Source organism: Photorhabdus sp. RW14-46 (assembly GCF_963887965.1).
Taxonomy (GTDB): Bacteria; Pseudomonadota; Gammaproteobacteria; order Enterobacterales; family Enterobacteriaceae; genus Photorhabdus; species Photorhabdus laumondii.
In genome coordinates, this window is record NZ_CAWPHH010000003.1 from 40,675 (window position 1) to 54,657 (window position 13,983).

The window sequence follows — 13,983 nt, forward strand, 5'->3', positions numbered from 1 at the left end:
CCTGAGCTCTGGCGATTACCAAAGAAGTGTGAATATTCGATCACATCACACAACATCATAATTAGCCTCCTTATTTTTCCAAATTGAACGATACTGTCATCGTAACAAAGCTGTCTATTTACAGGCAAACAATAATTAAATAAAAATAACCAGGTATCAATAAATTTAATGGCTAACAGGCGGTTATGCGTTTTTTTTAGATATTTTGGTAAAAGCTGCTTCACGATTAAAATCATGATTCAAATAAGGACATATGAGAGTTACCTCTTTAAAGCCCTTGAAATCCACGCAGTTGCGTGGATTTTTTTATTTTATTCTTATGGTTTTTCTGGCAGTTGTACTCGAACGTTAATTACTCGCCCATCAGGAATGTCGCATAACTCACCATCATTGTAATAAACAACTTCCCCATCATCATTAATACTCTTAACACGCTTATTTTGCGCAAAGATAGCAATAAATTTTAAACTCCCTAAAACCAGACATATATTAAAACCATTTCTGTCCAATATATGAAAGTAACTCTTTTCCATCCATTTCATTTCGAAAATATAAATAATAACATTTACTTTCCAAGAATAAATAAATCCCACCATACAACAAAATATTTTAACCAAGAAGTTAATATAATTGATCGTAATTTTAACTTGTAATTATTCATTCCAAATAAATATAAATCAAAATAAATCGACAAATAATTAATAATAAAGCGCATTATTATAAAATAAAAAATAAATATCCGAATAATATAATTCAGGATTATTCAATTAGAACAACCAAAACACAAATTTTGCGATAATGGACTTTACATACTATATTTTTACACCATTATTAAAAGATTAGATATATATTTTTACCTATTGATTAAGATATTCTCGGTTTTCAGGAACATTGCTTATCATATAAATAAAACCCTATATTGTTGATATAAAACAAATTATAGTTTCTGAATCTGGATCTCATTTTGAGTAAAGAATGAAAATCAATTACTTATCTAATATACCCTATGGATTTCAAGATGGATCGCGACGGCAAGGGAGTGAATCCCTAGGAGCATAGGTAACGATGTGACCGGGGTGAGCGAGTGCAGCCAACAAAGAGGCAACTTGAAAGATGACGGGGATGACGGGTATAAGTATAGATATTTACTATTGACAATATGTAAAGACGTGCATATCTTTATCTTTTACATTTAGTAAAGAGGTGTTTGTATGCCAATAGTTAGCCAGAAAAGGCAGGTAACGTTACCGCTTGAGCAATGTTCGATAGCTGGCATTCAGCCAGGTGATGAGTATGAGAGTTTCGTCAGCCGAAAAGGAGTCATCTCAATTGTCACAAAGCGCAAAGGGGCCGCGAAGGGGATATTAAAGGGTATCCTGGCCGATCACCAGGTGAGTGAAGAAGAATCACTTGAGAGTGCCATACACAAATGATTGCGGTAGATACAAATATTGTTCTCAGATATCTTCTGCAAGATGACGCGAACCAGTCTCAAAAGGCCAATGCACTTTTTGAAGGCAAACAAAAAATCTTGATCACCGATGTGGTCTTAGTCGAGACAATTTGGACATTGAGAGGCAAGCGTTACTTGCTACCTAAAGAGGCGCTGATAGAAGTGTTGCACAGGCTCATTGAAGAGCCTAATGTTGTCTTCGAAGATGGTCATGCGCTCTGGTGTGCGTTGGATGACTACATCAATGCCAAACCGATTAAATGCGGCAGCAAGACGAAGCAGGCCGACTTTGCGGATGCATTGATAGTGAATAAGTCTCAGCGGTATGGCATAAAAAACAAAAAATCGGTTTCGCCGCTTTATACATTTGATAAAGCCGCCTTGGAGATCGATGGTACAGAAGAGCCTTAGAGGAAAGGCATTATGCTGGAGTTAGCTAAAGCCCTTGAAATCCACGCAGTTGCGTGGATTTTTTTATTTTATTCTTGTGATTTTTCCAGCAATTGCACTCGAACATTAATGACGCGCCCATCAGGAATGTCGCATAACTCACCATCATTGTAATAAACAACTTCCCCATCATCATTAATACTCTTAACACGCTTATTTTGCGCAAATATCGGCGCATCTCTATTTTGACGATGATAACATTCAATGGTTATATCGCCACTGGCTGAATCTACCAATTCACAAACCCAAATAAGATTTAACCCGTTGCTATCTGCCGGAACAATAGTACCACCATGAATTCCCCATTCCCCATCTTTAGCAAAACCATTGCAGCCGCTGATACGATATTTCCCTGTCTCTATTCGCTTGACCGTCACCCCTTCCGCTTCGCAAGTTAACTGGTAAGTTCCGTCTGGATGAATATCTACCACTGGACTGGAAACTTTAAGGTTGCCATTAGTATCTGGTTTGGCGTTGCTTGTTGACCAGACTTTATACCACGGATTCCATTTATTGATGTTACCGTCACCATTGTGCGTTCTATAGTATAATTCGCTCTTCAGCAAGTATGAGGAGTGAATCATCAGCTCATAACCCTTAAAAGTCCCATACCCTCCTGAAAATCTCATTCCGGGACCATGTACACCTGGACCATTTAACCCTACTGGATAGCCAAAATATGTCGAATTCTGAGGAATGTTATCAAAATTATCGATTGTAGAAGCTGTATTATTCCCAACAATAACCGGTTTTGTACTAATCACTTCTAAAGCGAGATTTTCCACAAAGGCTTTTTTATCAGGAATGTCTGCGCCGTTTTGGCCTTTTGCCAATCGGTTATTAGCATTATCATTCACATCAGAAACTAGCTTCTGTGTTACCGCCAGGGTATTACTGTTGCCAGTTTTATCTGTAAGCTGAGTAACACCTTTTTGTGTTAATGAGGCATTTGGTACTTCGGTGGCAATTTTTTGTTCTAACGCGCCATTTAATTGGGCGGCAAGTTTAGCGATATCCCCATTATCCAAAACATCATCGCCGGAATATGTCGCAATAAAATTAGCCACAACAGATGATATTGTCGATGACTGACGCAATACCTTATTGAGCAAATGAACAGTAATATTGTCGTCTGGTGGAAACCCAATCTTTAAACTCCGGCTTTCTTCATATCCTTCTTGACTCACTATATTAGCATTATTACCAATAGAAAAGGCTTTAAAATCATTTTTAGAACTCATACACCCTCCAAAATCAAATAATATTATTTTAATTTAACCACCGTGAAAATCATTCCCCATAATTCACTTCAATCATAGTCTAGCTTAGAAAAACAATAATGGAATATTCTTACAACCTAAATTGCCAACTATTTTTATAATTGATAGCAATAAATTTTAAACTCCCTAAAACCAGACATATATTAAAACCATTTCTGTCCAATATATGAAAGTAACTCTTTCCATCCATTTCATCTCGAAAATATTTATAATAACATTTACTTTCCAAGAATAAATAAATCCCACCATATAACAAAGTATTTTAACCAAGAAGTTAATATAATTTATCGTAATTTTAACTTGTAATTATTCATTCCAAATAAATATAAACCAAAATAAATCGATAAATAATTAATAATAAAGCGCATTATTATAAAATAAAAAATAAATATCCGAATAATATAATGCAGGATTATTCAATTAGAACAACCAAAACACAAATTTTGCGATAATGGACTTTACATACTACATTTTTACACTATTATTAAAAGATTAGATATATATTTTTACCTATTGATTAAGATATTCTCGGTTTTCAGGAACATATGCTTATCATATAAATAAAACCCTATATTGTTGATATAAAACAAATTATAGTTTCTGAATCTGGATCTCATTTTGAGTAAAGAATGAAAATCAATTAATTATCTAATATACCCTATGGATTTCAAGGTGCATCGCGACGGCAAGGGAGTGAATCCCCGAGAGCATAGCAAACTATGTGACCGGGGTGAGCGAGTGCAGCCAACAAAGAGGCAACTTGAAAGATGACGGGTATAAATCCATAAAGGAAAATAGACATGAAAGATATACTCACAAATTCTGATCATAAAATTAAAACTGTCCAAGAGTGGAGAGAATACGTTAAACACAGAGGAGAAAAATATTCTAAAACGCAGCAACATTCAGATAACATTTTTACTCATTTCTTAGAAATTGAGAATCTTTCTGATATACAAAGTCCAGCCAGTGTAGCAGCGACAAATAAATACACACTATTCGCCAAGAAATCGGCCACATCAAATAAATACCCAGTCAGTGTCACTGAAGGGCTGCAAACTATCATTAACTTATGTCGAGTGGCCTCAGGTTATGACCCGCTGGAACCGGAAGGTAATGGCAATGCGCAGAAATTCACAGCATTCACAGAAGAAATAGAAAAGGTTCCCTTTCTCTCTTTACTATGGGCAGACACAAATACGATTACTCAACAAAGTCATGACACAGATGTCTTGATCGATTCTTTTGTTGAAGCCTTTCAAGGGTTATCTCCTCAGGATAAAATTACTATTAAGATTTATTTGAAAAAGTTGATTGATACCGCTTTATCATATGCCGATCAAAAGGAAAAAAAATCCAATCTGGTGCAATATGCTCTGACTAAAACCCCAAATGGGGTGTCACTCTTACTCTATTCTTCTATATTGATAATAAAGAAAGTAGATAACAAGGGTACTATTAAATTCACCTCTCATTATAATCTTTGCCAGGCAGAATATAATCTCAGCCAGAAAACGTGGGAAATAGTAAGATCAGTATTCGAGAAAGAAGATAAGATAACCATAGAGTATTTAATTGATTGTATGACAACCAAAATGAAAGCATAAACTGAAAACTCTCTGTCAGTAGATTAATTGATTTATATCAATAACATTATTACCAATATGTGCTGATATTATTCTCATCATAGTTATTCAATAAAACCATTAAATTAAAGGAGAATAGACAAATATAACATAAAGAATAGAACATACGATCAATATATATAAAAATGAATTATCTCAAAATGTGAATTTCAAATCGATAAATTTCACAAGCAGTATTTTACTATTAATATGAAAATATCACATAAAAAAACATTTATCCGTGAGGAATAAGTTAAATTACATACCCTTAATATTTGATAGTGAAAAACATCCACTTATGGATATACTTAGTTCATACAAAAATATATTTAACACTTATTAACAAAAATTTAAAATAAAAATTACCAAGCTAAAAAAACAGTAATATTAAGTACATGATTATCGATTTATCTCACTGTTAAAAATAGGGTTCAACATTGTTCCCTACTTTCAACAGTACCCTAACATTCAATACTTAACTTAATATACCCTATGGATTTCAAGATGGATCGCGGCGGCAAGGGAGCGAATCCCCGGGAGCATATACCCAATAGATTTCAAGTTGCAGTGCGGCGGCAAGAGAACGCATCCCCAGGAGCATAGATAACTATGTGACTGGGGTAAGTGAACGCAGCCAACAAAGCAGCAGCTTGAAAGATGAAGGGTATAGATAACTCTGTGACCGAGGTGAGTGAGTGCAGCCAACAAAGAAGCAACTTGAAAGATAACGGGTATAAATCTATTAAGGATAAAAATCATGGAAAATATCTTAAATAATCCTGATTATGCAGTTAAAAAAGCCCAAGAATGGATAGAACATATTGAAAAAGGAGGCACAAGGCTCCTTAAAGATTGGGAACGCTCAGGTAATATTATTATGGAGTATCCTGAGGCTGGCGATTATTCTGATGTACAGAGCCCAGCGAATGGCGCAGCTACAGGAAATTATACCCAGTTGGCAAAAGATTCTGCCTCACCCTCTAAAAACCCACTCAGCATTACCGAAGGCTTGCAAACTGTTATTAATATGTGCCGTGCGGTTTCAGGCTATAATCCTTTAGATCCTCAAGGCCAAGGTAATAAAAAGAATTTCTTCTCATTTACAGCAGAATTATCTGGCGTTCCATTCCTTTCTTTACTGTCAACAAGTACACAAAATGTTATTCAAAAAAGCCATGATGCCGATGTTTTGATCAACTCTTTCCTGGAAAACTTCCTAGGATTATCGAGTCAGGAGAGAGAGCAGATGAAAACCCCACTGAGACAATTGGCTATCGCTGCATTATCTTATGCTGGTAGAAGGCAAACTCAATCCAATTTCGTACAAAGTGTTCTTGCTACATCACCAAGAGGTGGCGTGTCATTCTTCTTGTATTGGTCTGAGTTTTCAATCATCGCTTACGAAGATGATAAAGGTCTTATCGAATTCAAATCTCATTACTTCCTGCCACAAGCAGAATATAACCTAAGGTACGAATCATGGGTAAATGTAAGGCCCGCATTCGAGAAAGCACAGAAGGTATCATTAGAAGATTGGATTGACAGTATGACCACTCGGAGAAAGCAAGGAAGTAACGTAAGAGCGCTTTGTATAGAATAATGTATACCTTATAGATTTCAAGATGCATCGCGACGGCAAGGGAGCGAATCCCCGGGAGCATAGGTAACTATGTGACCGGGGTGAGTGAGTGCAGCCAACAAAGAGGCAACTTTCTCCTTGATAGGGATTAATATCAGCCTGGGATCAGGCTATTTCAACCAATAATGTATGACAAATATTGCCCAAAGTCTGCATCGCACGTTCCATTTGCTGATTCCAATCAAAAGAGGCATTCAGACGAAAGGCATGGTTAAACTGTTCGCTGGTGCAAAACATACTGCCCGGTGCAATACTGATCCCTTCTGCCAATGCCAGTTGATAAAGCCGCTGTGCACTGAACAGAGGCTCAAATTCCAACCAGAGAAAATAGCCACCTTTAGGGCGATTCACTTTGACTGAAGCAGGCATATAGTCACCAATTGCTCGTAACATCAGTTGCTGACGTTGCTCCAATATGCGACGAAGGCGACGTAAGTGGTTGTCATATCCCCCCTCCGCAAGATAATCAGCAATTGCCAATTGCGTCGGCATGCTGGCAGAAACGGTACTCATCATTTGTAACTGTTGGATTTTCTTGGCATGTTTTCCTGCTGCCACCCAACCCACACGGAATCCCGGGGCCAGACATTTAGAAAACGAGGAGCAGTGCATAAAGTTGTTTTCACTGTCTAACCCTTTCGCCGGTACAGGCCGTTGCTGATCGAAGTAGAGTTCACCATAAACATCATCTTCAATCAGCACCACCTGATTACTGTTCAGGATATTCACCAGCCGTAATTTACTTTCAGCGGACATCGTTCCCCCTAGCGGGTTCTGAAAGTGAGTCATTAACCAACAAGCTTTTATTGGGTATTTCTGGATCACCTCCTCCAACGCATCCAAATCAATACCGTTTTGTGGATCAGTTTTGATGGCTACCGCTTTCAGACGTAAACGTTCAATGGCCTGTAAAGCACCGTAAAAAGCCGGTGATTCAATCACCACCCAATCCCCCGGTTCTGTCACCGACTGTAAACTGAAACTCAGTGATTCCATCGCACCCGCAGTGATGACAATTTCATCAGGAGGGACATGAATACCATGCATTGCATAACGGCGCGATATGTTACGGCGTAACTTATCATTACCCGGCGGTAAATTGGCTAAAGCGCTATGTGGTGCTATTCGTCTGGCAGCAGCCGCTAACGCTTTGGAAAGTTTAGGTTGAATCAATAAGGATGGATCTGGAAATGCTAAACCAAACGGAATAATCGCAGGATCTTTGCACGCCTGTAATACATCAAAAATAGAAGCGCTTATTTCCACGCTTTCACTTAAATGTAATCGCTTTCCCCCTTTTGCTGCGGCAAAGGGCTGCAAACGTTTAGCGACGTAATAACCCGATTGAGGCCGGGAAATGATCCATCCCTGACTTTCTAGTAATTGATACGATTGAACAACGGTCATCAAACTCAAACCTGATAACGTCACTGATTCCCTCAATGAAGGTAATCTATCTCCCACCAGCCAGGTACCATCTTCAATATGTTGAAGAATTTGCCTGGCAAATTGTTCATAACGCTTCATCAATTCAGACCTCTCCGCAAACTGTTATAGTCAATATACAGAAAACTGTCACTATTATAGTCATTTTTTTCATGCTTTACTTGTCCGCATACATTTCCTGCCTTTATTCAAACTAAAAATAAGAGGTTACTATGTTTGGTTTAAGTGCCTTGGAACTGGCCAGAATTCAATTCGCGTTTACCGTCTCGTTTCACATTATTTTTCCGGCAATTACCATCGGGCTGGCAAGTTTTTTAGCGGTACTGGAAGGGTTATGGCTGAAAACGCGTAATAGTGATTACAAAGTGCTATATCATTTCTGGTCGAAAATTTTTGCTGTTAACTTCGGGATGGGCGTGGTTTCCGGTCTGGTTATGGCTTATCAGTTCGGTACCAATTGGAGTTTTTTCTCCAATTTTGCCGGTTCAATCACCGGCCCATTGCTGACTTACGAAGTACTGACCGCGTTCTTTCTTGAAGCGGGCTTTCTCGGCGTTATGTTATTTGGCTGGCATCGTGTGGGTGAAAAATTACATTTCTTCGCCACCTTTATGGTTGCACTAGGTACTCTAATATCCACTTTTTGGATACTGGCTTCCAATAGCTGGATGCAAACCCCGCAAGGTCACGAAATTGTCAATAATCAGGTCGTCCCCGTCGACTGGCTGGCAGTGATATTTAATCCCTCCTTTCCCTATCGCCTGGCTCATATGTCTACTGCGGCCTTCCTCGCCTCAGCATTCTTTATTGCAGCTTCCGCGGCATGGCATTTATTAAAAGGCAATGACTCGACAGCAATGAAAAAAATGCTATCCATGTCGATGTGGATGATCTTGATTATTGCGCCTTTGCAGGCATTGATTGGTGATGCTCACGGTCTCAACACCCTCAAGCATCAACCCGCTAAAGTCGCGGCAATGGAAGGCCACTGGGAAAATCTTCCCGGTGAAGCCACGCCGCTGATCCTGTTTGGTATCCCGGATATGGCGCGGGAAGAGACGCGTTATGCCGTTGAAATTCCTTATCTCGCCAGTCTAATCTTAACTCACAGTATAGATAAGCAGGTTCCGGCGCTGAAGGAGTTTCCACCGGAAGACAGACCAAACGCGCTTATGGTTTTCTGGTCATTTAGAGTGATGGTCGGCCTCGGTATGTTGATGATAGTTGCCGGCTTTTGGGGACTTTGGCTACGCTATAAGAGACGACTTTATCAGTCAAAAGCTTTCCTGCGTTTTATCTTCTTAATGGCACCTTCCGGCCTGATCGCCATTCTTGCCGGTTGGTTTACTACCGAAATAGGCCGTCAACCGTGGGTAGTTTATGGTCTGCTACGTACCAAAGATGCGGTATCCGCACACGGTGAAATACATATGAACATCAGTTTGTTGCTTTTCATCGCGGTCTACAGCTCGGTATTCGGTGTGGGTTACGCCTACATGATGAAACTTATCCGCAAAGGTCCCAAAAAGGAGTTAAACAATGGGTATTGATCTGCCGTTAATCTGGTTCATCATCATTGTGTTCAGCATCATGATGTACATTGTCATGGATGGTTTTGACCTTGGGATTGGGCTGCTCTATCCCACGGTTAAAAGCGATAAGGACCGTGATTTAATGATGAACAGCGTTGCGCCGGTGTGGGATGGTAACGAAACCTGGTTGGTGCTTGGCGGCGCAGGTTTATTCGGTGCTTTTCCTTTGGCTTATGCCGTTATCCTTGATGCATTAACGATCCCCGTGACATTAATGTTATTTGGCCTGATCTTCCGTGGTGTCGCCTTTGAATTTCGTTTCAAATGCGCGCCTGAGCATCGTTATATCTGGGACAACGCTTTTATCAGCGGCTCTGTGATGGCGACGTTTGTTCAGGGCGTGGTGGTGGGTGCCTTTATTCAAGGGTTCCCGGTGGAAAACCGAGCTTACACTGGCGGCTATTTTGATTGGTTCTCACCCTTCCCCCTATTTTGTGGTTTTGGCCTGATAATTGCTTACGCATTGTTAGGCTGTGGCTGGCTAATTATGAAAACCGAAGGTCACCTACAACAAGAGATGTACCGTGTCGCCCGCCCGCTCACTTTTCTGATGCTGACAGTTATCGCCATTATCAGTTTATGGACACCATTCATTCATCCGGCAATCACTGAACGTTGGTTCAGCTTACCTAACCTGTTGTTCTTCCTTCCTGTGCCACTGTTGGTGGTCTGGTCTGGCTGGAAACTACTGCACTCCATCAAACGTAAAGCTCATTACACACCGTTTCTGGTAGCACTATTGTTAGTTTTCCTTGGCTACAGTGGGTTGGGCATCAGTATCTGGCCTAACTTGATCCCACCGACCATCAGCTATGAAGCCGCGGCAGCGCCGCAACAAAGTTTAGGTTTTATGCTGGTCGGTGCCCTACTTATCATCCCAGTGATTCTGGTTTACACCTATTGGAGCTACTACGTTTTTCGGGGGAAAGTTAACCATGAACAAGGCTACCACTAATCAAAACACCCCACGCCCTTCTGTATGGAAACGGATAGGCTGGATGGCAATGATCTGGTTATGCAGTGTGATGGCTCTTTTTGCTGTTTCCACACTATTTCGCCTTCTGATGACAGCAGCAGGTATGAAATTGAAGTAATTATTAACACTATTTAACAAATTGAGCTAAAGTTTTCATCAGTATTGCAGAACGGAATCTTAACCTGATGAAAACAAGTTCAAATAACACCATCTTCAAAAACCAAAAACTGTTTGTAATCAACTCTATTATAAATTTGTTTTTACTTTTTATACTGTTGTTGATTGATAAACCGTCGATTCCAGATTTAATTTTACCGTTATTGATAATGTTAAGTATTACAAATGTCTACTTCCTGATAAAAGTGGTACATAACTCTGCTCCTGTCAAAGAATGGCAACATGCAAGATACAAAGCAGAAATTAACGCACTGAAACAAAAAAATGGCTATTTGGATTTTCTCTGTCAAAGCCATTTCAAACTACAAAATTGTAAACTGCTACCTGAAAAGCTTCAGGAGATTTTTTCTCACCTCAATCGTCTGATCCCTTTCTGTGAAGCCAAAATCATCTTTTATCCATCACAACAAGAATATTTCTTTCGCAATCCCCATCAATGCCCCTATTTTGATATGCCGCTGATTATGAGATGGAATCTAGATGATAATATTGATAGCTATGGGACACTCTGGATAAAAACACACAGGAATAGTGATCTCACTCCCGATGAAAAAAGTCTGGTTCAGGATGTGGTGACGTTAATGACAAATAAACTATTACGGGAAAATCAGATCCAATGCCAACACCAGAGTATGTTGGCCGCAGAGAGAACCGCTATTTCTCGTGAACTCCACGATTCCATTGCCCAATCCCTCTCTTTCCTTAAGATTCAAGTTAATTGTCTATATATCGGCAGTGATAATTTACCCAAGCAAAGTTTAACCTCGTTGAATATGATTAAAGATGAGTTAAATATTGCCTATCGCCAGCTCAGAGAATTACTGGCAACGTTCAGGAACGAACAACCTCAATGTAATCTACAAGAATCTTTACAGACCTTGATTAGTGAATTTAACCATCGTCTAGGCTTCAACATTGAATTCAATTACCGCCTGACACATCAGCACATTCCTGACAGTTACAGCAAACATTTGATACAAATCATTAGGGAATGTTTGAACAACTGTTATAAGCATGCCAATGCCAATTGGATCAGTATCCGTATTTATCCTATCGATGACAAAATCATTACAGTTGTCAGTGATAATGGTCAGGGTATCAATCTGGACTCCGCTAATAAAAACAAATTTGGGCTGGCTATTATGCAAGACAGAGTTTCTATCCTAGGTGGACAATTACAGATAAAAAACCGTAAACATGGTGGTACAGAGGTAGAAATTCAATTTTCAGTGGATTGAAAAAGGCAGATCAATCCCATTATCGACGGCAGCGCAATTTATTTAATGATAATAATTATCATTTTCGTTAATTGCTGTTACACTAACTTTGGCTTTATCAGATAATAACCTTCGGTAAATTTTCCAGAGGAATTTTACGTGACCAATAAAACAATTGAAGAAAAAAACATTTACCGGCCTGCCCCCCCTAGACTTGTTCAGGTGAAAAACATTTTCGACGTGACACCTAATATGCGCAGCATTACTTTCACCGGTGAATGTCTGGATAGTTATCCCACGGAATGTGAAGGCGGACACCTAAAGATATTCTTACCGCTTCCGGGGCAGACCAAACCCGTGTTACCGACTCTATCTCCAGAAGGCCCGATATGGCCGCCGAGTGAACTGCGTCCAATAACGCGCACTTACTCGGTTCGAGCCATCCGCACCGAACAAAAAGAGATCGATATTGAATTTGCACTACATCACAATGGCGGCCCGGCGGTAGAATTTGCTTATAGAGCCCAAATCGGTGACTGGATGGGTATTACTAACCCCGGTGGACCTGATCCATTACTGCCAAAAGTCAGCCACTATTATATGGCCGGCGACCCAAGTTCTTTGCCTGCTATTGCTGCGCTATTGGCAACAGTAAAACCAGATGCAACCGGGCAAGTCATTATTCGTATCGAAAGTGAGCAAGATATTCAGGAATTAAAAAAACCGGCAGGAATAACAGTTCACTGGATCACTGGTGACGTTGAAATAACTGACACAATCGTATCTGAATTCAAATCCTGGTCATTACCAACAGAAAATGTCACTTTCTGGCTGGCCGGTGAGGATAAGCTGGTAAAAGAACTTCGTCGCTATATTCGCCGGGAAAAAGGCTATGAACGCCACCAGCTATATGCCATTCCTTATTGGAGGCATGGCTTTGATGAAGAAGGTTATCATGCCCTGCGTCATGAAGTGGTGGATAGCGACGATTAATGGCCTTACATGCCTTGCATATTTATACTCGCTTGATCCCCTCTCCTACTAAAATCAGAGGATGAGGGAATCAGCGATACTGATATTATCAGCAACATCACTTTAAACGAGGTTTTTAAAACCGAAGAAATACGATTGACGATAACTCAATCCCTATTGAGTTTGTCACACTTTCTTATATACCCGTCATCTTTCAAGTTGCCTCTTTGTTGGCTGCACTCGCTCACCCCGGTCACATAGTTTGCTATGCTCCCGGGGATTTACTCCCTTGCCGCCGCGATGCATCTTGAAATCCATAGGGTATAAACCTATTTTTTCACAGATTTAAAAAATGAAAATTTCCTCTTGCTATTTGGTGATGATTTAATAATCATAACCGAATTCCATCATATGGACAGTATGAAGGAAATTCCAACTCCTGTTCCCTTATTCAAAGGGATTAATTAATGGGAATACATTTGCTGTATTCCTGTCATTCAATTCACTATTCCTCACTTGGCGCACGACTGGCAGAACTGATTGCACCGGGTAAATACCATTTTTTCCAAGATCAAGAACAGTTATTTGAAAAAACGCTGAATGAAAGGCCCGATATTGTTGCAGATATTCGGCAGCGCGATGCACTATTTTTACAGATGGACCATCACTTAAAGCAAACATTGATTTGCACTCAACAGGATCAACAAGGACCGTTAGCCTTAACACGCTATATAGATAATGCTGTAGGAATTGAGGAAAACTTACCATGATAAATATCAAGCAATACTTATCTGTTTTATCCGTGATTTTAATATCAGGCTATGCTGACCCTAATGATCCGCTTTCTCCTCCTAAAGAGAATCAATGGATCACCGTGGAAGGGGTAGCACCGAAATTACCTTTTAATGGCGGAGGTCGGTGTAAATGGAAAATTATCTTTAAGCCTAAACTAGATGAAACCAAAATACCCAAGATCACGGTGACTAAAAAAAGGAATGGGTTGAATATCCTGACGGGCGAATTGACCTTCACCGCCAAACGATAGACTACTGGAAAATAAAGTAGTTCTATCAGAGTTTCCAATAAAAATCATTGGCCGTCAGTCAGCAGGAAGAAAAAGGGAAATTGGCTGAAGATCAGAGAGTTAAAATATACC

Annotated in this window: 14 protein-coding genes and 1 pseudogene; 12 read left to right on the forward strand and 3 right to left on the reverse strand. The window is 39.7% G+C overall.

What is annotated here, in order from left to right:
- Window positions 1-317 precede the first annotated feature (317 nt).
- Window positions 318-596 carry a phage tail fiber protein gene (locus tag AACQ38_RS03510; protein ID WP_242685513.1) on the reverse strand — a complete coding sequence of 93 codons (279 nt, stop codon included), beginning with the start codon at window positions 594-596 and terminating at the stop codon, window positions 318-320.
- A gap of 471 nt (window positions 597-1,067) precedes the next feature.
- On the opposite strand from AACQ38_RS03510, the gene AACQ38_RS03515 reads away from it, so the two are divergent.
- The 3 genes from AACQ38_RS03515 to AACQ38_RS03525 are packed head-to-tail and all read left to right on the forward strand — an operon-like array spanning window position 1,068 to window position 1,864.
- Window positions 1,068-1,196 carry a hypothetical protein gene (locus AACQ38_RS03515; protein ID WP_255562970.1) on the forward strand — a complete coding sequence of 43 codons (129 nt, stop codon included), beginning with the start codon at window positions 1,068-1,070 and terminating at the stop codon, window positions 1,194-1,196.
- A gap of 15 nt (window positions 1,197-1,211) precedes the next feature.
- Entirely contained in the window at window positions 1,212-1,433 is a 222-nt protein-coding gene (locus AACQ38_RS03520; protein ID WP_165577429.1) for an AbrB family transcriptional regulator, read from the forward strand.
- On the forward strand, window positions 1,430-1,864 hold the full coding sequence (locus tag AACQ38_RS03525) for a PIN domain-containing protein (RefSeq protein ID WP_165577430.1): 435 nt from the start codon (window positions 1,430-1,432) through the stop codon (window positions 1,862-1,864). The genes AACQ38_RS03520 and AACQ38_RS03525 overlap by 4 nt, the downstream gene beginning before the upstream one ends.
- 68 nt (window positions 1,865-1,932) lie before the next feature.
- Here the strand turns inward: AACQ38_RS03525 and AACQ38_RS03530 are convergent, their stop codons facing one another.
- Window positions 1,933-3,144: a phage tail protein gene (locus AACQ38_RS03530; protein WP_165577431.1), complete on the reverse strand. Its 1,212-nt coding sequence runs from the start codon at window positions 3,142-3,144 to the stop codon at window positions 1,933-1,935.
- Window positions 3,145-3,983: 839 nt separating this feature from the next.
- Here AACQ38_RS03530 and AACQ38_RS03535 point away from each other — a divergent pair.
- Both AACQ38_RS03535 and AACQ38_RS03540 read left to right on the forward strand, forming a co-directional pair.
- Window positions 3,984-4,790 (forward strand): hypothetical protein, encoded by an 807-nt coding sequence (locus AACQ38_RS03535; protein WP_165577432.1) that lies wholly within the window; start codon window positions 3,984-3,986, stop codon window positions 4,788-4,790.
- Window positions 4,791-5,565: 775 nt separating this feature from the next.
- Window positions 5,566-6,408, forward strand: coding sequence for a hypothetical protein (locus tag AACQ38_RS03540; protein ID WP_011146302.1), 843 nt, complete (start codon window positions 5,566-5,568; stop codon window positions 6,406-6,408).
- 144 nt (window positions 6,409-6,552) lie between these two features.
- Here AACQ38_RS03540 and AACQ38_RS03545 read toward each other — a convergent pair whose 3' ends face one another.
- Window positions 6,553-7,974: an aminotransferase-like domain-containing protein gene (locus tag AACQ38_RS03545; RefSeq protein ID WP_165577433.1), complete on the reverse strand. Its 1,422-nt coding sequence runs from the start codon at window positions 7,972-7,974 to the stop codon at window positions 6,553-6,555.
- Window positions 7,975-8,105: 131 nt separating this feature from the next.
- Here AACQ38_RS03545 and AACQ38_RS03550 point away from each other — a divergent pair, with 131 nt between their 5' ends.
- The 7 genes and pseudogenes from AACQ38_RS03550 (at window position 8,106) to AACQ38_RS03580 (ending at window position 13,892) form a co-directional block, all read left to right on the forward strand.
- The gene (locus AACQ38_RS03550; protein ID WP_165577434.1) at window positions 8,106-9,443 is read left to right on the forward strand and encodes a cytochrome ubiquinol oxidase subunit I; all 1,338 of its coding nucleotides are present in this window, start codon (window positions 8,106-8,108) and stop codon (window positions 9,441-9,443) included.
- Window positions 9,433-10,440 carry a cytochrome d ubiquinol oxidase subunit II gene (gene cydB, locus AACQ38_RS03555; RefSeq protein WP_165577435.1) on the forward strand — a complete coding sequence of 336 codons (1,008 nt, stop codon included), beginning with the start codon at window positions 9,433-9,435 and terminating at the stop codon, window positions 10,438-10,440. The genes AACQ38_RS03550 and cydB overlap by 11 nt, the downstream gene beginning before the upstream one ends.
- The gene (locus AACQ38_RS03560) at window positions 10,421-10,579 is read left to right on the forward strand and encodes a DUF2474 domain-containing protein (protein ID WP_071824106.1); all 159 of its coding nucleotides are present in this window, start codon (window positions 10,421-10,423) and stop codon (window positions 10,577-10,579) included. Before cydB ends, AACQ38_RS03560 begins: the two co-directional genes overlap by 20 nt.
- Before the next feature lie 208 nt (window positions 10,580-10,787).
- Entirely contained in the window at window positions 10,788-11,876 is a 1,089-nt protein-coding gene (locus AACQ38_RS03565; RefSeq protein WP_242685514.1) for a histidine kinase, read from the forward strand.
- A 138-nt stretch (window positions 11,877-12,014) separates the two neighbouring features.
- The gene (locus AACQ38_RS03570; protein ID WP_165577437.1) at window positions 12,015-12,848 is read left to right on the forward strand and encodes a siderophore-interacting protein; all 834 of its coding nucleotides are present in this window, start codon (window positions 12,015-12,017) and stop codon (window positions 12,846-12,848) included.
- Between the two features lie 446 nt (window positions 12,849-13,294).
- On the forward strand, window positions 13,295-13,597 hold the full coding sequence (locus AACQ38_RS03575) for a hypothetical protein (protein WP_242685515.1): 303 nt from the start codon (window positions 13,295-13,297) through the stop codon (window positions 13,595-13,597).
- Window positions 13,594-13,892 (forward strand): annotated as a pseudogene (locus tag AACQ38_RS03580) (hypothetical protein). Before AACQ38_RS03575 ends, AACQ38_RS03580 begins: the two are co-directional and overlap by 4 nt.
- Window positions 13,893-13,983: the final 91 nt, after the last annotated feature.